This is a genomic window from Paraburkholderia elongata (assembly GCF_013177735.1).
GTDB lineage: Bacteria > Pseudomonadota > Gammaproteobacteria > Burkholderiales > Burkholderiaceae > Paraburkholderia > Paraburkholderia elongata.
Map to the genome: position 1 here is coordinate 20,068 of NZ_WOEZ01000052.1, position 18,250 is coordinate 38,317.

The 18,250-nt window shown below is 59.9% G+C and carries 17 protein-coding genes; 6 read left to right on the forward strand and 11 right to left on the reverse strand.

The window, feature by feature from the left end:
• Positions 1-50 precede the first annotated feature (50 nt).
• Together GNZ13_RS11235 and GNZ13_RS11240 are read right to left on the reverse strand one after the other, a co-directional pair.
• A complete protein-coding gene (locus tag GNZ13_RS11235; RefSeq protein WP_172163599.1) occupies positions 51-1,232 on the reverse strand; it encodes an acyl-CoA dehydrogenase family protein in 1,182 nt (393 codons plus the stop codon).
• 11 nt (positions 1,233-1,243) lie between these two features.
• On the reverse strand, positions 1,244-2,797 hold the full coding sequence (locus tag GNZ13_RS11240) for an AMP-binding protein (RefSeq protein WP_172163602.1): 1,554 nt from the start codon (positions 2,795-2,797) through the stop codon (positions 1,244-1,246).
• Between the two features lie 98 nt (positions 2,798-2,895).
• Between GNZ13_RS11240 and GNZ13_RS11245 the strand changes: the two genes are divergently transcribed.
• Positions 2,896-3,786, forward strand: coding sequence for a LysR family transcriptional regulator (locus GNZ13_RS11245; protein ID WP_172163604.1), 891 nt, complete (start codon positions 2,896-2,898; stop codon positions 3,784-3,786).
• A 17-nt stretch (positions 3,787-3,803) separates the two neighbouring features.
• On the opposite strand, the gene GNZ13_RS11250 is transcribed toward GNZ13_RS11245, so the two are convergent.
• The 5 genes from GNZ13_RS11250 to GNZ13_RS11270 all read right to left on the reverse strand — a co-directional run bounded on the left by GNZ13_RS11250 (position 3,804) and on the right by GNZ13_RS11270 (position 9,821).
• Positions 3,804-4,250 carry a hypothetical protein gene (locus GNZ13_RS11250; RefSeq protein WP_172163606.1) on the reverse strand — a complete coding sequence of 149 codons (447 nt, stop codon included), beginning with the start codon at positions 4,248-4,250 and terminating at the stop codon, positions 3,804-3,806.
• 265 nt (positions 4,251-4,515) lie between these two features.
• Positions 4,516-5,568: a porin gene (locus GNZ13_RS11255; RefSeq protein ID WP_172163608.1), complete on the reverse strand. Its 1,053-nt coding sequence runs from the start codon at positions 5,566-5,568 to the stop codon at positions 4,516-4,518.
• A gap of 141 nt (positions 5,569-5,709) precedes the next feature.
• Positions 5,710-6,609, reverse strand: a complete 900-nt coding sequence (locus GNZ13_RS11260; RefSeq protein WP_172163610.1) for an alpha/beta hydrolase family protein — start codon at positions 6,607-6,609, stop codon at positions 5,710-5,712.
• Between the two features lie 185 nt (positions 6,610-6,794).
• Complete coding sequence (locus GNZ13_RS11265) at positions 6,795-8,597, reverse strand: NAD(P)/FAD-dependent oxidoreductase (RefSeq protein ID WP_172163612.1); 1,803 nt, start codon at positions 8,595-8,597, stop codon at positions 6,795-6,797.
• A gap of 81 nt (positions 8,598-8,678) precedes the next feature.
• Positions 8,679-9,821, reverse strand: a complete 1,143-nt coding sequence (locus GNZ13_RS11270; RefSeq protein WP_172163614.1) for a sigma-54-dependent Fis family transcriptional regulator — start codon at positions 9,819-9,821, stop codon at positions 8,679-8,681.
• A 227-nt stretch (positions 9,822-10,048) separates the two neighbouring features.
• On the opposite strand from GNZ13_RS11270, the gene GNZ13_RS11275 reads away from it, so the two are divergent.
• Positions 10,049-10,363 (forward strand): helicase, encoded by a 315-nt coding sequence (locus GNZ13_RS11275; RefSeq protein ID WP_172163616.1) that lies wholly within the window; start codon positions 10,049-10,051, stop codon positions 10,361-10,363.
• A gap of 20 nt (positions 10,364-10,383) precedes the next feature.
• Here the strand turns inward: GNZ13_RS11275 and GNZ13_RS11280 are convergent, their stop codons facing one another.
• On the reverse strand, positions 10,384-10,998 hold the full coding sequence (locus GNZ13_RS11280; RefSeq protein WP_172163618.1) for a TetR/AcrR family transcriptional regulator: 615 nt from the start codon (positions 10,996-10,998) through the stop codon (positions 10,384-10,386).
• Between the two features lie 83 nt (positions 10,999-11,081).
• Between GNZ13_RS11280 and GNZ13_RS11285 the strand changes: the two genes are divergently transcribed.
• The 4 genes from GNZ13_RS11285 to GNZ13_RS11300 all read left to right on the forward strand — a co-directional run bounded on the left by GNZ13_RS11285 (position 11,082) and on the right by GNZ13_RS11300 (position 13,495).
• The gene (locus GNZ13_RS11285; protein ID WP_172163620.1) at positions 11,082-12,209 is read left to right on the forward strand and encodes an MBL fold metallo-hydrolase; all 1,128 of its coding nucleotides are present in this window, start codon (positions 11,082-11,084) and stop codon (positions 12,207-12,209) included.
• A gap of 90 nt (positions 12,210-12,299) precedes the next feature.
• Positions 12,300-12,875, forward strand: a complete 576-nt coding sequence (locus GNZ13_RS11290; RefSeq protein ID WP_172163622.1) for an RNA polymerase sigma factor — start codon at positions 12,300-12,302, stop codon at positions 12,873-12,875.
• Between the two features lie 12 nt (positions 12,876-12,887).
• Entirely contained in the window at positions 12,888-13,202 is a 315-nt protein-coding gene (locus GNZ13_RS11295; protein ID WP_172163625.1) for a hypothetical protein, read from the forward strand.
• Positions 13,199-13,495, forward strand: a complete 297-nt coding sequence (locus GNZ13_RS11300) for a 4Fe-4S binding protein (RefSeq protein WP_172163628.1) — start codon at positions 13,199-13,201, stop codon at positions 13,493-13,495. Before GNZ13_RS11295 ends, GNZ13_RS11300 begins: the two co-directional genes overlap by 4 nt.
• Here GNZ13_RS11300 and GNZ13_RS11305 read toward each other — a convergent pair.
• The 3 genes from GNZ13_RS11305 to GNZ13_RS11315 all read right to left on the reverse strand — a co-directional run bounded on the left by GNZ13_RS11305 (position 13,487) and on the right by GNZ13_RS11315 (position 18,247).
• Positions 13,487-16,285, reverse strand: coding sequence for a bifunctional diguanylate cyclase/phosphodiesterase (locus GNZ13_RS11305; RefSeq protein WP_172163631.1), 2,799 nt, complete (start codon positions 16,283-16,285; stop codon positions 13,487-13,489). The genes GNZ13_RS11300 and GNZ13_RS11305 overlap by 9 nt on opposite strands.
• Positions 16,282-17,076 (reverse strand): substrate-binding periplasmic protein, encoded by a 795-nt coding sequence (locus GNZ13_RS11310; protein WP_172163634.1) that lies wholly within the window; start codon positions 17,074-17,076, stop codon positions 16,282-16,284. Before GNZ13_RS11310 ends, GNZ13_RS11305 begins: the two co-directional genes overlap by 4 nt.
• A gap of 262 nt (positions 17,077-17,338) precedes the next feature.
• A complete protein-coding gene (locus GNZ13_RS11315; RefSeq protein ID WP_172163637.1) occupies positions 17,339-18,247 on the reverse strand; it encodes a LysR family transcriptional regulator in 909 nt (302 codons plus the stop codon).
• Positions 18,248-18,250 lie beyond the last annotated feature (3 nt).

The window sequence follows — 18,250 nt, forward strand, 5'->3', positions numbered from 1 at the left end:
TCGTTTCCTTGCAAAAAGTGCGACGTGTGACAGCGTACTGAGCTGCCCTGTCATGCCGCAGTGCCGGCCGGGTCGAGAATCACGCGGGCGATCGTATTGCGCTGGATTTCGCTCGTGCCGGTGAAGACACGGAACATGCGCAGTTTGCGGAACGTCTGCTCGATCGGATGATGGCGCGTCACCCCGACATTGCCGTGAATCTGCACGGCCTTGTCCGCGATTTCGAAGCAGCGTTCCGACACGAACAGCTTGCAAGCTGCCGCCTTCATGCGCAGATCGGCGCCTGCATCGGCGAGCGCGGCCGTCTGCGCGATCATGCTTTCGCATGCCCACAGCGCCGCGGCCATATCGGCGAGCATGTGCTGGATCGCCTGAAACCGTGCGATCGGGCCGCCGAACTGCCGGCGCGTGCGCGCGTAATTAAGCGATGCTTCATAGGCCGCGGTGGCAAGGCCGAGCATCGTCGGACAGTGCAATAGCCGGTTGACGTTGATGCGCGACATGCCGAGCTTGAACCCGTTGCCTTCGCCGCCGAATACGTTCGCGCGCGGCACGCGGACGTCGACGAAGCAGATGTCGGCATCGATGTGCTGTCCCGACATCGGCACGTATTGCTGTTCCACTGTCACGCCTGGCAGATCGAGGTCGACGAGCACCGCGGTGATGGCGGGCGGCGTGGTCGTTGCGTCGGTCACGCACATGACGATCGCGAAATCTGCGAACGGTGCGCCGCTGATGTAATGCTTGACGCCATTGATCACCAGTTCGTCGCCGTCCACGACCGCCGTGGTGGAAATGCTCTGCGCGTCCGAACCGGAATGCGGTTCGGTCAGCGCGAAGCAGGTCGACTTCTCGCCGCGAATCACCGGGTCGAAATAGCGCGCGATCTGATCCGCGCTCGCGTACTTGAGCATGTTGCCGACACGCGGCGGACCACCGAGGTCGCCGAGCACATGCGGCGCGAGCGCCGAACCGGAGGCCGCAAGGTCCGCCTTGAGAGCGCACTGTTCGAGAATCGAGAGCCCCTTGCCGCCCAGTGCGACGGGCAGGCATGCCGCGTAGAAACCGAGTGCGGCGGAACGGCGCCATACGCGGCGCAGCGTCTCGCGCGGCCAGACGTCCTCGCTGCCGAGGCCGAGTTCCTGCTCCATCGGCCGCAGTTCTTCCGCGACGAAGCGGCGAATGCCCGCGCGGGTTTCGGCGAACGCCGGACTATTCAGGTAATCGAACATAGCCATCCTCTTCAATTGACTCGACGCGAAACGCCCTGCCAGTACTGCTCGCGAACCAGCTTGCGGGCGATCTTTCCGCTTGCGTTCTTGGGCAGATCGGCAACGAAGTTCACAGTACGGGGGAGCTTGTAGTCAGCGAGCCGCGCGCGGCAATGGGCGATGATCTCGTCCGCAATCGTGTTACGTCCGCTCTTCAGCACGACGACGGCCTTCACGCTTTCTCCCCACTTCTCATCGGGCACGCCGATCACGCACGCTTCCATGACATCGGGATGCTGATAGAGCGAGGCCTCGACTTCGGTCGGATAAACGTTGAAGCCGCCGGAAATGATCATGTCCTTCTGACGATCGGCGAGGTAGATGTACCCTTCTTCGTCAACGCGCGCGAGATCGCCGGTCCGCAGCCAACCGTCGACGAGCACTTCGCGCGTGAGCTCCGGCGCGCCCCAGTAGCCTTGAAACACATCCGCGCCGCGAACGACGATTTCGCCCATTGCATCCCCGGTGACCTCGCGGCCGTGTTCGTCAACGACGAGAACTTCAGTCTCGCCCGTGGGACGGCCGCACGACGCGAGCCGCTCGGGGCGATGTGCAATCGCGTCGGCATGATCGGCAATAGAAAGACGCGTGACGCCCGAGGTCGACTCGCTCGCGCCGTAACCTTGCGACAGCACCGGACCGATACGCGTCCACGCTTCCTGAATACGCGCCGGCGCCATGGGCGCCGCACCGTAGCCGAGCATCTTCAGGCTCTTCAGATCGGCCGTGTCCAGCGCGGGATCGTTGAGAAGCATGTTGATCATCGCGGGCACCATGAACACGTGCGTGATCCGCAGCCGCTCGATTTCCCGCAGAAAGTGCGCGGGCTCGAACGTGTCGAACAAGACGAGCGTGGCGCCCGAATACAGATACGGCTGCATCAACATGCCGGACGCGTGGGTGACCGGGCCGATCAGCGCGAGCCGGTCGCCGGATTTCGCCGGGCGATCCATGCCCAGCAGGATCTTGCGCAGCGACGCGAGGCGGTTGCCGTAGGTCTGCATGGCTGCCTTGATCTTGCCGGTCGAGCCGGAGGAGAAATGCAGCACCGCGAGATCTTCGGAAGACAACACGACCTCGGGCAAATGCGGGCTGGCGCGCGAGATCAGTGTTTCATAATCGGTGTATCCGTTCGCAGGAACGCCAAGAGAAATGAACGACTCGACCGTACCGAACCCGGGCGACGCACGATCGTAAGCCGTGAATCCCTCGCCTGCGATCATGACGCGCGGCGCGCAATTCTCGACGACGTCAGCCGCTTCGTGCGCCGTGAAGCGCGGATTCAGCGCGGCTTTGACGAGCCCTGCCTTGTATAGCGCGCATTCGATTTCCACCAGCTCCGTGCAGTTGCGGGCCTGAACCGCAACCCGGTCGCCTTTCGCAAGCCCCAAGCCGAGTAGTGCATTCGCCAGCAAGGTCGAGCGCTCGTCGAGCTGACGGTACGTCAACTCGCGGTTGCGATGAATAACCGCAACGTTGTCGCCCCAATAACGCGCGGCGCGGCGCAGAAAGTAAGCAAAGCCCAATCGGTGTCTCCTTTATCAATGCTGGCGTTAGTCTGTAAGATGCATGTCATCACTACAATGCGGCGTTGGCTATAAAGCCATAGCCAACAGGAATACCCATGGAGACGCGGGATCTGGATTACCTGCTTGCGGTTGAAGAGCACGGCGGCATCGGCAAGGCCGCGGAGGCGTTGGGCATGAGCCAGCCGGCGCTGACGAAAGCCATCCAGCGTGTCGAGGCGCAGACCGGCCTCGCGCTGTTCCAGCGCACGGCGCATGGGGTCGCGCCCACCCAGGCGGGTTCGCTATTCCTCGCGCGTGCGCGACGGATTGCACTGGAATACGAGGATGCGCTGAAGGAAATGCACGCGATCCGCGGCGGCGAACAGGGCGTGCTGAGTCTTGGCTATTCGCCGACCGTGCCGGCGGCGCTCGTTCTGGGCGCATGTCGCCAGTTGCTGAAGGAACGACCGGCTGCACGCCTGCGATTGCGGCGCCGGCTTGCGCGCGACCTCGTCGATTTACTCGTTGCGGGTGAAGTCGACCTGATCGTGGCGCCCGAGCCGAAACCGGATGCAGATGGACTGTCGTTCGTCGAACTCTTTCGCGACAGCCTGTCCGTGCTCGCCGATGAGTCGCATCCGCTGCACGCGAAGCGCGATCTGCGGCTGGCCGATCTGGCGGATCAGGAATGGCTGCTACCGGGGCCGACCATACCCGTTCGTCAGCAAGTGGACGCGGCCTTCGCCAGGCTTGGTCTCGACCTGCCAAAACTGCGCGTAGAAACCGACTTCGGCAGCACCTCGCTGCTGCATCTGCTGCGCGGCACCGCGATGCTCTGCGTAGCTGGCACTGAATCGTTTGACGCGCTCGAGGGACTGCGCGCGCTCAACCTCGACACTAACGAACTCGACTTGCGCAGGCACATCGGCGTGGTGTTTCGAAAGGAGGCTTATCTGTCTCCGCTCGCACAGCGCGCAATGGCACTGCTGCAGGAACGGACGAGCTGAATGAATGACGACCGGCCTCAATGCCCGTTGCAGAAAACGGCCGTGAGAAAAAATGGAACGACTTCGCGAATGAGCGCATCGCTGCCTGCCCGTCGTACGCTCGCCTCGACCGACGCGGCAGAGCCGGTCACCACCACGCCATACGTTGAGGAATTAGCCGGCTGGCCGCTGCCTTGTTTGAAGATGGGATCGTTTGGCTCATACCCGAAGACAGCATAGACATGAAAGCCGAATGCCGTCAGGTTGCTGCCGCGCGCGGGACGAAATGCGTTGACCGAGTTCGTTTCTATGCGCATTGGCTTTGGATCGATCGACTGTTCGTCCAGAAGCGGAGCAATGAAATCATGCGGGCTCGACTGGCAGTTCATCGGTGTGTCGAGTGCATAGGCATTGCACACGGCCGCAGAGAATCCCACACCCAGCGACGCTAGGGCGGTCAGCATGCGGAGAACGGACGGTTTCATCGTAGTCGCGCGATCGTTCTGCTGGATTGCGCAAGAAGCTCAAGAACATGAGGCAGCAGAGCGTTGAGACTTCAGAATCGTATGGATAATCCGGCAAGTCTGTGCGGTGACGCTCAGATCGGTCAAAGCCGGCGAACGGCAGCGGCGTCGCCCAGACGCAGGCCGCGTAACGACGTCAAACAGGCGGGCATCGCGCCGGCAGGCAAACGACACGCCCCCTGTCCGCTCTACTCCATGGCCGGGCGAACCAGGGCTCTCGCGCCGATTAGAAACGCTCGACCAGTCCAAGCTGCACGCCCTTGACCGGCGCCCCGGGATAAGCGGGCGGCAACCCGGTCACGTTGACACCGCGCAGCGTAAATTGTGCATCGTTGTGATTCGACAGATAGGCCGCGCTGAAATAGAACAGCACGGCGCGCGAAAGATCATATTCGAAGGCCGCACTGAACTGGTTGGCGCTCGCATCTGTCCCGGTAAAATCGCGCACGTGCGCATAGCCGACAGCGGCCCTGGCGTGCGGAGAAAGACTGTATTGAGCCGAAATGGAAGCGCCCGCGCCGTGATATAGCGGCGTACCGCCTTCGCCATTGAAGAAGGCAAGCCATACACGGATTTTTTCAGTCCCGTACGTTGCTCCACCGAGATTTGCGCGCAGTGCGCCGTCACCATGGGTCTGCTGGCGTGCATAGAGAAGCTTCAGCGTGTCGATCTGATATTCGGCGGTAACGTAGTATCCGTCGATACCGTTTCCGTCGTTTTCCGATGGATCGCGCGTTGCGAACATGACCGTGCCGTCGAATCCGGCAACAAACGGCGAAAGATAAGTGATCGCGTTATTCGCGTACGGCGTGATCTTCGACAGGTTGTTGAGTCCTGACGCAATCGTGCCGGCACCAAACGCATCGAGACCGCCTTTGAACGGTATGTACAGCGGCGAGTATTGCCGACCCACTCTTACCTCTCCCCACGTGCTACGCGTCCCAATCCATGCCTGACGATTGAAGAGAACCCCGGGCGTCTGGAGTGTGCCGTCGTTGCTACCAAAGCCGTTTTCCAGCACGAACACCACCGCGGTGTCGGCACCGATTGGCTCACTGCCGCTCAACCCGACCCGCGAGCCTCGATAGGCACCGGAGTCAAGACGTGGAGTCCATCCAGAGCCGGGATTGGTTACCTCGATGCTGGTGTCCAATACGCCGTACAGCGTGACGACGCCCTCCCCCTCTGCAGCGGCGACACGCATGCATGTAAGCAGTCCGGCGCCGCCGATGCTCGCGCACATGACCGCACGATAGACCCACCCGGCGCCGCACGTCATCTGATTACAATTGCGTGACGATTGTTCATGGCCCAAGATGGCGATGCCGTAACGATGGGTTCGTCCATAAGTTTTTTGGAAAATGGCGTAACGAAAGAGGGCGTCGTCGTGCGGCAAGCTTACTATGATGCGTGGACCGCTTCACTTTCTGATGCGAAGCGCTTCCAGTATCGCAGCGTCCAGCACCGGCCAGACCGTCGATGACGTCGTTGCCTCGTCGAGATGGTCTGCCCCATCCACAACAATTACGCGGGCCTGGTCGCCCTTCTGCCGGGCGAGCGCGGCGTAAGCCTGCGCAATATAGGGCGGCGCGATGGTGTCCTCAGCACCGTTGATCCCGATCGTATCGACGCCATCGGGCAGCATCGCGGCTGGGGAGGTATCAGCGAACACATCGGGCCGCGCGTCGCTTGGCGTGCCGGTCAGTGACGTCGTGGCGATCCTGCAGGACCGGGCGATAGTTGCAGCGTCCGTACGCAAATCTGGCAGTCCGCCCACGCTGATGACTGTCGGAATACGCAGCGGATTCTTCTCGAACAACGGACTGAACTCGGGGATTTTTCCCCGGGCTGCCGCCCACAGTGCAAGGTCGGCACCAGCCGAGTGCCCCACGGCAATGACACGAAGAGGATCCAGCCCAAGTTGTGCGCTTTTCGCGCCCAGCATGTCGACGGCAGCGGCAATGTCCTCAAAGGTACCGGGATAACCGCCGCCCGCTTCGTCGACCCGTCGGTATTCAATGCTCCACGTTGCAACGCCCTGTCGCGCGAGTGCTGCCGCAAGCGCCCGGAATTGCTCCAATCCGCCGTACTCACTCAACCAGCAGCCACCGTGAATCAGGATTGCCACGGGAAACGGGCCACGTCCTGCAGGGCGAAAAAATTCGACCACCTGCGATCGGGCGGCGCCGTAGTTAAAGGTGGCCTGCGGCGTAGGCCCTTTAATCGCAAGATATTCCTGAATGTCGATGGGCTGTGCCGTTGGTGTCAATCCGACTACCAGCAGAACATAGGCGGTAACTTTACAGAGCAGGTTGCGCATTAAGTTTCACGAATGGGTGATACCACATACAGCCGGATACGTAGAATCCCGGGCGATAGATGCAGCAACGTCATGCAAACGGCCCGCTTTTTCAACCGTCGCAACTGACCACCCAATGCCGCGCGCCCACCCGGTATTAGAAACCATGGGCCCGAATGGGCGCGCGCATCGACCACACGCCGGCGTCAGGAAAGGTGATGCACTTCCTGGAGGCCATAAACCGGCGTTGCAATTCCCTCCATGCGCGCCTTCAATTGCAGCGATAAATATTGCGAGTAGTGGCGCGACTGATGCAGGTTACCGCCATGGAACCACAAGGCAGGCTGCTGTGTGGGCTTCCACATGTTGCGTTGCTCGCCTTCCCACGGCCCCGGGTCTTTTGTCGTATTCGAACCCAGCCCCCACACTTTCCCCACTTTATCCGCCACTTCACGCGAGATGAGATCGGCGGCCCAGCCGTTCATCGATCCGTAGCCGGTTGCATAGACGACGAGGTCCGCCTCCAGCTCGGTGCCGTCGCTTAGCAGGACAGAGTGTTCCTTGAGTTCGACCACATCCACGCCACTCTTCAGCTTGATCTTGCCGTCCGCTACAAGGTCGGCGGCGCCAACATCAATGTAGTAACCCGACCCGCGCCGAAGATATTTCATGAAGAGCCCCGAGTCGTCATCCCCGAAGTCGAGCATGAAACCCCGATTTTCCAGACGGTCGTAGAACTCCGCGTCGCGTTCCCTGATCGCATCGAATACGGGCTTTTGAAACGTGTGCAGGATCTTGTACGGGATCGACGCAAAGGTCAGGTCGGCTTTCGACGTCGTCATGCCAGACGCCACCGCGCGCTCGGAATAAAGATCGCCGAGAGCAAGCTCCATCAGCGAATCCGATTTGACGATATGCGTGGACGAACGCTGAACCATCGTGACGTCGACGCCCGCCTCCCACAACGCCGCACAGATGTCATGCGACGAATTGTTCGCGCCGATCACCACCACTTTCTTGCCCTTGTACGCGTCGGGTCCCGGATGTTTCGATGAATGATGCTGCTCGCCCTTGAACACGTCCATGCCTTTGAATGAGGGGATATTCGGCTTACCCGACATGCCCGTAGCAAGCACAAGCTGCTTTGGCCGCAGCGTCAGCGTCTCGCCGTCGTGCTCAATCTCGACCACCCATTCCGCCTTCGCTTCGTCGTATCGCGCGGACTTGCAAACGGTCGCCCCCCAGTAGTTCAATTCCATGACCTTGGTGTACATCTCAAGCCAGTCGCCGATCTTGTCCTTGGGCGTGAAAACCGGCCAGTTATCCGGGAACGGCAAATAGGGCATGTGGTCATACCAAACCGGATCATGCAGACACAGTGACTTGTAACGGTTGCGCCAGGCATCGCCAGGGCGTGGATTTTTATCGACGATAATCGTCGGCACACCCAACTGCCGCAGACGCGCGCCCAGTCCAATCCCACCCTGCCCTCCACCCACGATCAGACAGTAGGGTTGCTCCGCGCGACCCAGCGCGTGCGCTTCGGCTTCACGACGTTCCTTCCAGCTCGTTCGATCCATGCGTGCGCCATGTTCCGCGCCCATCGGACGGCGCTTGCCTTTGGGTTCTTCATGGCCCTTCAGTTCACCCATGGTGGTCAGCAGAGTCCAGATCAGGCCATCCTTCACGCGGATAAAACCGCTGCCGCGGGCGACCTCCGTTTCGAACGTGATCCACGCCTGTGCTACACCGCCGGCTTCGGTCGGCACTTCATTTTCAGCAACCCTCAGCCGGGTGGGTTTAATGGCGTCGAGTTGTGCGTCGAGCATGGCGGCGATCTGGTCTCGGCCTTCCATGGTTTTGATATTCCACGTGAAAGCGACCAGATCGCGCCAATAGCACTCAGGTTGAAACAACGCGACGGCCGCAGCGGTATCACCGCGTTTAAGCGCCGATTCCAGGGACTCCAGAACATGTGTAATAGTCTGGCTTGCATTATTTTCAGGCATGGCTGCTCCTCCATTCGATACGGATTAGTGAAACGTCGAAGTAATGCGCGGGTTCTTCGCCCGCTGGATAAGCGTGGACCGCTAGCGCCGGTGAGGCGGGACAATGCCGAACTTCGCGATCCGTCTATAAAGCGTCGCGCGCGAGATACCCAAGGTTTTGGCTGTCTCGTCCGGGCGCCATTTCGCATCCGTCAGGGCGGCGACGATGCGGTCGCGCTCTACGGCGTCGATATCGGTGAGTGTGGGTTGCGCCTGCGTGGCGGGATCCCGGGGCTTCGGCGCAGGTTGCCGTTGCGCGCGAATGACGGGCGGACGAACACGTGCATAAAGAGGCGAGCCGTTACCCACAAATTTCATCGAGACCATGTCGCGCCCAGGCCTGACATCCAGAAGACGTTCGGCACGGACATCGAATAGCTCGGTGACATGTCGCGGCAGCCGATCAAGGCCCGGCACGCACTCCTTAGCCCGGCGATTTGCCGCGACCGCATTGCCGCGCGCATCGAAGGCGATCAGAATCTCCGGCTGGGCTTCCACGTAGTGGCGATTCCGATGCGCCAGCAAAACCCAGCAATGCGTGGTCGCGTTGAGAAAGAAACTGTCCTCAATCAACACCGCGCTGTGACGCACGATGTGGTTGATCAGACGCTGGCTTTCGCGTTCGTCGGGCGAGCGAATCGCCGACGCATCCAGCACGCCGATCAGTTCGCCTTCCAGCCCGAAGATAGGCGAAGCGCTACAGGTCAACGTGGTAAACGCGGCGCGAAAATGATCTGTCTTATGAACCGTGATCGGTTGGGAATCGAGCAGCACGGCTGCAATGCCGCAGGTTCCCTCTTCCTGCTCGGACCAGCAGGAGCCCCAATAAAGTCCCGCTCGTTTGAAGTCGTGGCGCCGATCCCGGTCAACGCGATAATCGATCGTCACGCCCTGCGCGTCAGTGAGCATCACGCAGTAGTCCGCTTCGCGCACCGTCTCATGCAGACGCGAAAGACACTCTCCGGACGCCCGTAAAACCGATTCTTCCCGGTGTTGTACATCGCGTAATTCCGGCGCGGTCAGAATACGCGGCCCCATTGTCAGGCCAGGATCGAGATGATATTGCTCGAGCGAGCGCCAATACGACGAAGCCAGCCGCATTGCATCGCCGCCGCGATCAGGCGTTCGGCCTTCGATCAACCTGCGGATCCGGTCGATGTGTCTCACTTGCGGAACATAGGGCATGAATGTCTCCGGTCGGCTCTGCGCGTATCGCTGAGTGGCACGCTTAGGATGACTTTTAGCATGCGGGTTCCGGAAGATCACACCGCAGTGCAGCATCGGACCGGATGAGACTTTTGTCTCAGTTTTTTTGTTATGGGGACTGAGTGCGACTCGATTTCTGGAGTAAGGAATACTTCGAGGCGTTATGCCCGCTGCTAGAATACTTGCCCTTTTCCTTGGAGACGCACATGTCCTGGTTCATCTATGAAGTGCCCGAATACAACGAAGACGGGGCGCGCATCGAACCCTTCAGCGACCTGCGTAGCCGCGTCCAGAAAGTAAGTGGGCAGGCCATGGTTGACGAGCTGGAAAGCGTCCGCGAGAACGCCGCGACGACAGCGGATACTCCGGCGCACCCGCTACGCACCGCGGAAAATCCTCACGTATTCCCGATCCCGTATGCCGACTCCATGATCCTGGTCGGGTTCATCTTCGAACTGAAACGGGAATCCCGGCGTCTGGTGGTGTCACCTGTGGAAATGCCCTGGCTGAAAGACGCGTAAAGCCTCTCTTCGCCAGCGAGTCATGCATAGCGCGCAAGAAACATATCGGCAGCAGATTCCGCGACCTGCCTTTGTTTCTCCACGCTGAGAGGTGGCTGGCCCATCGTCACCTGCGGCCAGAAAGCGAACGCTTTTACCAGGCCTTGCAACTGCTGCGAGGCGAACATCGGGTCCGACGTCTTGAGGCGGCCATCGGCAGCGGCTGCGCGAATCCACACCGTCAAGTCTTCTTCGCGCTCGCCCATGCGAGCCACCATATCGCGCGCGCGCTCCGGTGAATGAATTCCCGCCCCGATCGCAACGCGCGCGAGGGACAGGAACGCCTCGTCATTCAACAGGCTCAGCTTTTTCAACAGAAGCTGGAGCAACTGCGCCCGCAATGGATGCACGGCGGAATAAGCCGGCGCCTCTCCCGTGTCACTCGACTCCCACAGCTGCCGCAGGATCGCTGCGAATAGCGCTTCCTTGCTCGGAAAATGGTTGTAGACCGTACGCTTCGAGACGTTCGCGCGCGCTGCGATACGGTCCATGCTGGTCGCGTCGAAGCCGGCCGCGAGAAATTCTTCGATGGCCGCCTCAATCACGGCGGCACGCTTGCGGTCAGTCAGGCGGAGAGGGGTATCACTGGCATTCATCGTTAAATTTTACACCGGGCAGTTTACTTTTCTCAAAAATAAACTACACTCGACAGTCTACTTTCTGTATCGAGGCGGTTTGCATGACATCGTTCACCGGTTCTATTCGCCGCGCCTTGGGTCTGACGGCAGCGCGACGCGGGCGTGAATTGTTCGACACGTCGGCTCAGCACGACGGCGAGCGCTTTCGGAACGTCAAGCCGCGTCCTGTTGAAGGAATCGGCAAGGCCTTGAGCATCGTATGGAATATATTGGTCAACAAACCGGACGGCACGGTGCCGGCGGGCGCCTTGCCCGTCGATGCACTATCGCGTGAACAGCTCGACGCTGCGCCTGACCGGAGCCTCTACCGCCTCGGACATTCGACCATGCTGCTCAAGCTGCGTGGTCAGTTCTGGCTGACCGACCCTGTCTTCGCCGAACGTGCCTCGCCGTTCCGGCGGTTCGGTCCGAAGCGCTTCCATGCACCGCCCATTGCGCTCGAAGACTTGCCACCGCTCTCCGGTGTGATTCTGTCGCACGACCACTACGACCATCTGGACCGCGAGACAGTGCTTGCACTCGCAGCCAGGACGGGCGTGTTTCTGACGCCGCTGGGTGTCGGCGACCGCCTGATCGAGTGGGGTATCGAGGCCTCGAAGGTACGGCAGTTCGACTGGTGGCAGAGCGTTGAGATCGACGGCTTGGCGTTCACGGCAACACCGGCGCAGCATTTCTCCGGCCGTAGTCTCTTTGATGGCAACAGCACCTTGTGGGCCTCGTGGGTGATCGTCGATGACGCTCTGCGCGTGTTCTTCAGCGGCGACACTGGCTACTTCGACGGCTTCAAGACCATCGGCGAGCGGCTGGGTCCATTCGACGTGACGCTGCTCGAAACGGGCGCCTACGATGCCCAATGGCCGTACGTCCACATGCAGCCCGACGAGACCGTACAAGCACACGTCGATCTGCGCGGGCGCTGGCTGGTGCCGGTTCACAACGGCACGTTCGATCTCGCGATGCATCGCTGGCAAGAACCCTACGAGCGCGTGGTCGGGCTCACCGCCGCGCGCAGCATTCCGCTCTCGACGCCTCGTATGGGTGAGCGGTTGGATCTGGGCGCGCCGCACCACGGCGGAAAGTGGTGGCGCGAAGTTGCCGAGGTTGTGCAAGAGCCCGCGGCGGCGCGGCGCTGGTTCTCCTGTCGTCAAAGTCGGCAAGCGAATTCGTAAAGCTGACTGTTGGCGCTCGGATGCCCGGGCGCTCGCGGAAGATTTTCACGTCACAGACAATAATTCTAATCATGAAACGTCTACAGACGTATGGAACCGCCGCGCACCCCGAACTCGATGATCGAACGAGATAACGACATCACTGCAACTGTGTTGCGCGAGCGGTCGAAACTCGGCAATTTCATCCGGCGTCGGGTGCACGACCAGGGCGAGGCTGAAGACATCTTGCAGGACGTATTCCACGAGTTCGTGCAAGCCTACCGGCTCCCCGCCCCGATTGAACAGGTTAGCGCGTGGCTGTTTCGCGTGGCGCGAAACAGCATCATCGACCGCTTTCGCAAGCGCCGGGAGCAACCGCTGACCGACATGGTCGACGACCCCGACGACCCAGACTATCGACTGGATCTCGCCCTGCCGGCAACCGACGCCGGCCCGGAAGCGGTTTATGCAAGGTCAGTGCTGCTGGAAACCCTGCAAGACGCGCTCAACGAATTGCCAACGAATCAGCGCGACGTCTTCGTCGCTCACGAACTCGAAGGGCGCAGCTTCAAGGAGCTGGCATCCGAGAGCGGCGTCGGCGTGAATACGCTATTGGCACGCAAGCGTTACGCAGTAATGCATCTACGCGTTCGCTTGCAAGCCGTGTATGACGAACTGGATATCTAAAGGAGCAGATAGATGAGATTCAAACTGAGATGCTTCGGCAAAGCACTGTTGGTTCTGGTGGGCATTGCTGTGCTGGGATGGATGGTGATGGCGCTATGGAATTGGGTTGTCCCTGCACTATTCATTGGCGGCCGTTCGATCGATTATCTGCACGCAATGGGCCTGTTGATCCTGAGCCGAATTCTCTTTGGCGGATTTCGAGGGCACGGCGGTTGCCACGGACGCCGGCATTGGCGTCGGTGGGAACGGATGACGCCGGAGGAGCGCGAAAACTTTCAGAAGAACCTATCGTCAGTTGATGGCAAGCGCCAGGAGGACCGAGCGTGAGCAACGCGTCGACATCCACATGCAAGCCGGCCGCAGGCGTGATTGCTCCCGTGGTCAATTTGAAACGGTGCGAGGGCAAGGGCGATTGCGCAGTGGTCTGCCCCGAGGACGTTTTCGAAATCCGCAGGATCGACACGGCCGACTACCAGCAGTTGGGAGGGCTGCAGAAGTTCAAGCTACGCGTGCACGGAATGAAAGTCGCGTACACGCCAAACGCCGATGCGTGCCGTGCATGCGGCTTGTGCGTGACTGCATGCCCCGAACATGCCATTACATTAGCCAGATCAGCCTAAAGTACCGGAACCAACGTTTCTCTCATCACTCCCCGTCGACCAATCTTCTGTCCGGTCCCGGGAGCTGAATTGGCTCACAAACTGTTCAAAACCCTGAATCGGAAGCGGCTTGCAAAAGAGGAAACCTTGATAGGCATGACATCCTGCTACGGCAAGAAAATCTCTTTGCGCTTCGGTTTCGACGCCCTCGGCGATGACACCCAGGTTAAAACTTCGGGCAAGCGCTACGATGGTTCTCGCGATGTCCGCGTCGTTGGGGTCGACCAGAATGTCGCGCACGAACGACCGGTCAATCTTTAACTGGTCCAGCGGCAATCTTTTCAGGTAAGACAGCGAAGAGTAGCCAGTCCCGAAGTCATCCAGAGCGAAAGTCACGCCTCGCGCGCGAAGGGCGCTCATCTTTTCGATAATGTCCTGCACGTTCTCAACGAGAACACTCTCGGTTAGCTCGAGCTTCAGCCTGTCCGCCCTCGCCCCAGTCCGGTTGATGACTGCGAGCACACCGTCTACGAAGTCAGGCTCGCGAAATTGCCGGGCGCTGACGTTCACTGCGATAGACAGATGCGCCATCGATGGCCGCGTCGCCCACAAGGCCAGCTGAGCGCATGCGGACGCCAATACCGTTCGCCCCATCTCGAGAATCAGCCCCGACTCCTCAGCGAGCGGGATAAACTCACCTGGGGGTATCAGGCCGCGCTCAGGATGCTCCCAGCGCGCCAACGCTTCCGCACCGGTTATGTAATTACCGTCAACGACCTGCGCCTGATAGTGAAGGACAATCCGGTTCTCCTCAATCGCGTTGCGCAACCCCACCTCCAGCTCGGCTCGCCTCAGCACCGCCGTCTGCATCGCAGGGTCGAAGAAGCACATGGCATTGCGGCCGCGCTCCTTCGATTTATACATGGCAAGATCGGCCTGCTTGAAAAGCTCGTCGGTAGACGTCTGCTCCCCATTGAATACGGTGACGCCTATGCTCGCGGTGCTGCGAAACTGGACACCATTGAGCTCGTAGGCGGCCCCCAACACGGCGAGAATTCTTTCCCCCACCGCCGCGGTTTCCATTGTCGCCTCTGCTTGATCCAGACTCAGATTTCCCAGCACCACGACGAACTCGTCACCGCCGACCCGGGCGACCGTGTCGTCCTCATTGACACTACTCGACAGACGATACGCGACCTGTCGCAGGAGCAGATCGCCTTTGTCGTGCCCAAGCGTATCGTTCAGCGTTTTGAAGTGGTCGAGATCGATGAACATCAGGGCGCCGCAGACCTTGTTCTGCCGGCTGGCCACCATCGACTGCCTCAGCCGATCCAGAAGAAGCGCGCGATTGGGCAAACGGGTAAGCGTGTCGTAGAAGGCAAGTTCCCGGATTTTCTCCCCCGACTTCTTACGCTCTGTAATATCGCGGCCGCTGGTACGAAAACCAATGAAGTCTCCTCTCTGATTGCTAATCGGAACCCAGGAGACCGACAGCCAGAGCAGCGATCCATCCTTGCGCACACAACGAAACTCAAGATCGTCGCCACGAGAACCCTGAAGCCCCTTTTTAAATTCCGGCGCAACGCGCGAAAGGTCCTCCGGATGGATGAGCGTGCGGGCGAAGTCGGGCATCGCCATACATTCGGCGACCGTGTAGCCCGTGTAGTGCTCAACCGAGGGATTGATCCAGCGAGGTTTGCCGTCCGGTCCCCACCAGATCTCCAGGTTCACCGTGCAGTCGGCAATGGCGCGAAATTTCTCCTCGTTTTCGCGCAACTCCCGCGTCATCGCCGAGGCCAGTCGCATGGCACGCCCCCGCCCTGTCATCATGAGCCAGGTCAGAAGCGCCAGCAGAAGACTCAAGCCCGTGCCAGTGCCGGCAATTAATGCCTCCGCATTACGTCCCAACCGGGATCGGAACTCGTCCGAGGCGCTCATCGAGAGCATCCAGTCGTGCCCGTCCACAACCAGATATTCGTTTGCGGAGATGAGTGCGGGCGCATGCCGGTTGTCTGCATCTGAAGTGCGATGCAGCAGCGCTGCCTCCGATGGCTCTACACCATCGTAAATGGCCAGCGAGACGCCGGGTGGCTGCTCGCCGTAGAGACTGGCCATCACATCGTGCATACGGAACGACGCATAGACCCAACCGATAATGTTCGCCCGACGCTGTACAAGGTTGTCCTGCGCCTTTCCGGAAGCGTAGATCGGAAGGTACATGATGAAACCTGGCCGCGGGTCTGCGCCCATGTCGACCGCAAGGCGCACCTTTCCCGAGAGTGCCGCCATGCCGGAGTCGCGGGCCTTCTCCATCGCAGAGCGCCGCACCGGTTCGTTCCAGGCGTCAAAGCCGGGCGAGCTGCGTGCGAGGCCAATAAAGGGCTCGCGCTGAATGATCGGGGCATAATCCTCGCGCAGCCCGTCCGGATGAATCGTGTAGTCTGGAATGCCGCCCTGGCGCGTGTCCGCTATATGGGAGGCTTTACGCGCCGCGGGCACCCATTCGACCACACCTACGCCGTGAACCCCGGAAAAGTTCGCGTCAAGATTGAGCGCGCTCACATAGCGCCGGAACCTGTCGCGATCGATCGTTCCATTCGCGGCAAACAGGCTCTGCACGCCTCGCAACATCAGTTCGTAGGTCGCCATGCGCTGTTCGACGCGGCCTACCGTATCACTCATGGTGTAGTTGAACTGGGTGCGAAGCTCTTTGCGAGTCGCTTGCCGTTCGTGATTCCACACTATCCAGGTCACGCAGAGCGAAGCGGATAAAACCAGCAACGGCAACAGGACAGAGCGTACCCGGATCACGGCGACGCCTTGAAGTTGACCATGGAATCGGCCAGATCTGGCCTGAAGTACTTTTCGAAGATACGGCGCACCGTACCGTCAGCACGCATTTCATCTACCAGCGCCCGCCACTTCTCCCGTTCGGCGGCCGGCAGCGCTTTCTTCGACATGATCAGACCGTGCGGCACCGAAGGATCGTTGAACTCAACGATCGTCGTCACGTCGCGGATCTTTTTCTCATCCAGCGCGGGGTAATCGAAGGGCTCGATAATCATGCCCTGGATCTGCCGAAGAATAAGCGCCTGGTAGAGAGGCTCGAGCCCGCCTGCCAGGCTTACCCGATTTTCCGACGTCAATCTGTCGACCAGTTCGTTAGCCGATGCGCTGTAGCGAAAACTGCGGATCACGCCGAGCTGGGCGCGTTCATTGTGTTCGAAATCCGCGACGTTATGGATGCCGGCATCCTTGCGCACGAGCAGATAGTATTTATTACTGAAGTACCACGCGAACGAAGCGTATTGATTGCGTTCGTCATTCGCAATTCCGGAAAGACTGAAGTCGAGTGCGCCCGACTCGATCAGTGTCCAGATACGTGCGCGTGACATCAGACTGACCTTGATCTGGCAACCGCTACGCCGGATCAACTCATCGGCAAAGTCTTTGTCGATACCGCTATCGGTGTCGAGCGAATAGAGCAGGCCGTGATCGTGCAAACCAAGCGTAAACGGCCGGGAACAATCCGGTCCGCCCGCGAAGGCATTGCTTACGAAACACACTGCCAACAACACCCCGCCAAGCCAGTTTCGAATCACAACGCCTCCGCGGCGGAACGACGCCTGGTTAAATTCGTTAAATTCTTATCCGCCATCACAATCCGACGGCATGTTCAGTCAGGCTTTTCTATTAATACCCGGTTTTTATCACACATTCCGGCATATTTTCCTGACTCAATGTGTCGCCGATGTGCGGCGCGCAAGCAAGATTTTCTTTCGCAATACCTCTGTACGCAAGAGCAACAATACTTTTTCGTTCTTGAGAGCACCCTTACGACTTCTTGCCGCAAGCCGGCGTCCGCTAAATGCGAAGTCTTGAGGCACCCCAGTCAGACTCGCGAGCGAGTGCGACGAACGCCGCCAGATAATCGATTGCCTCATCCGCATCGCGGATGCCGAGATAAATCTGCTTGGAAATACCCTTTTTACCGAGCTTAAGCGGCACGAGCGGCATCGAGTCCGCGTACTCCTCCGCCAGCCATCGCGGTAGCGCAGCAACACCGCGCCCGCTCGCCACCATCTGAAGCATGATGTCGGTCGTTTCGATTACCTTGTGCCGCTTCGGCACGACGTTAGCCGGCGTCAGGAACTGGGTGTAGATATCCAGCCGGTCGGTGTCGACCGGATAGGTGATCAGCACCTCGGTTGCCAACTGTTCGGGCGTAACGTAAGCCACATTCGCCAGTGGATGATCTTCGCTAACGACAAGCACCTGCTCATAGTCGAATACCGGCTCAAAGCGCAATCCTGGCCTTTTCAACGGGTCCGGTGTGACGAGCACGTCGATGTCGTATCCGAAAAGCGCGCCGATTCCGCCGAACTGAAATCTTTGTTTGACGTCGACATCCACGTCGGGCCAGCGCTTCAAATAAGGCGACACGACTTTGAGCAGCCACTGATAGCACGGATGGCATTCCATGCCGATACGCAGTGTGCCTCGCTGGCCCTGCGCGTACTGCTTCATCCGGTCTTCCGCGTGTTCCATCTGCGGCAGCACGCGGTTCGCCAGCGCGAGCAGGTACTGGCCGGCCTGGGTCAGCCGCAAGCTGCGGCCTTCACGATCCCATACCGCGGTTCCAAGCTGTTGCTCCATCTTCTTGACGGTATGGCTCAGCGCCGACTGAGTCACGCACAGGACATTGGCGGCGGCCGTCAGGGAGCCCTGGCGGTCCACCTCCCGAATGATCGCCAGATGAGTTCGTTCCAGCATCGC

Bases quoted from the DNA above. Each gene is read 5' to 3' on its own strand.
- GNZ13_RS11235 (WP_172163599.1), bottom strand. From the start codon at position 1,232: ATGTTCGATTACCTGAATAGTCCGGCGTTCGCCGAAACCCGCGCGGGC.
- GNZ13_RS11245 (WP_172163604.1), top strand. From the start codon at position 2,896: ATGGAGACGCGGGATCTGGATTACCTGCTTGCGGTTGAAGAGCACGGC.
- GNZ13_RS11250 (WP_172163606.1), bottom strand. From the start codon at position 4,250: ATGAAACCGTCCGTTCTCCGCATGCTGACCGCCCTAGCGTCGCTGGGT.
- GNZ13_RS11255 (WP_172163608.1), bottom strand. From the start codon at position 5,568: ATGACGTGCGGCGCCGGGTGGGTCTATCGTGCGGTCATGTGCGCGAGC.
- GNZ13_RS11260 (WP_172163610.1), bottom strand. From the start codon at position 6,609: ATGCGCAACCTGCTCTGTAAAGTTACCGCCTATGTTCTGCTGGTAGTC.
- GNZ13_RS11265 (WP_172163612.1), bottom strand. From the start codon at position 8,597: ATGCCTGAAAATAATGCAAGCCAGACTATTACACATGTTCTGGAGTCC.
- GNZ13_RS11270 (WP_172163614.1), bottom strand. From the start codon at position 9,821: ATGCCCTATGTTCCGCAAGTGAGACACATCGACCGGATCCGCAGGTTG.
- GNZ13_RS11275 (WP_172163616.1), top strand. From the start codon at position 10,049: ATGTCCTGGTTCATCTATGAAGTGCCCGAATACAACGAAGACGGGGCG.
- GNZ13_RS11280 (WP_172163618.1), bottom strand. From the start codon at position 10,998: ATGAATGCCAGTGATACCCCTCTCCGCCTGACTGACCGCAAGCGTGCC.
- GNZ13_RS11285 (WP_172163620.1), top strand. From the start codon at position 11,082: ATGACATCGTTCACCGGTTCTATTCGCCGCGCCTTGGGTCTGACGGCA.
- GNZ13_RS11290 (WP_172163622.1), top strand. From the start codon at position 12,300: ATGGAACCGCCGCGCACCCCGAACTCGATGATCGAACGAGATAACGAC.
- GNZ13_RS11295 (WP_172163625.1), top strand. From the start codon at position 12,888: ATGAGATTCAAACTGAGATGCTTCGGCAAAGCACTGTTGGTTCTGGTG.
- GNZ13_RS11315 (WP_172163637.1), bottom strand. From the start codon at position 18,247: ATGCTGGAACGAACTCATCTGGCGATCATTCGGGAGGTGGACCGCCAG.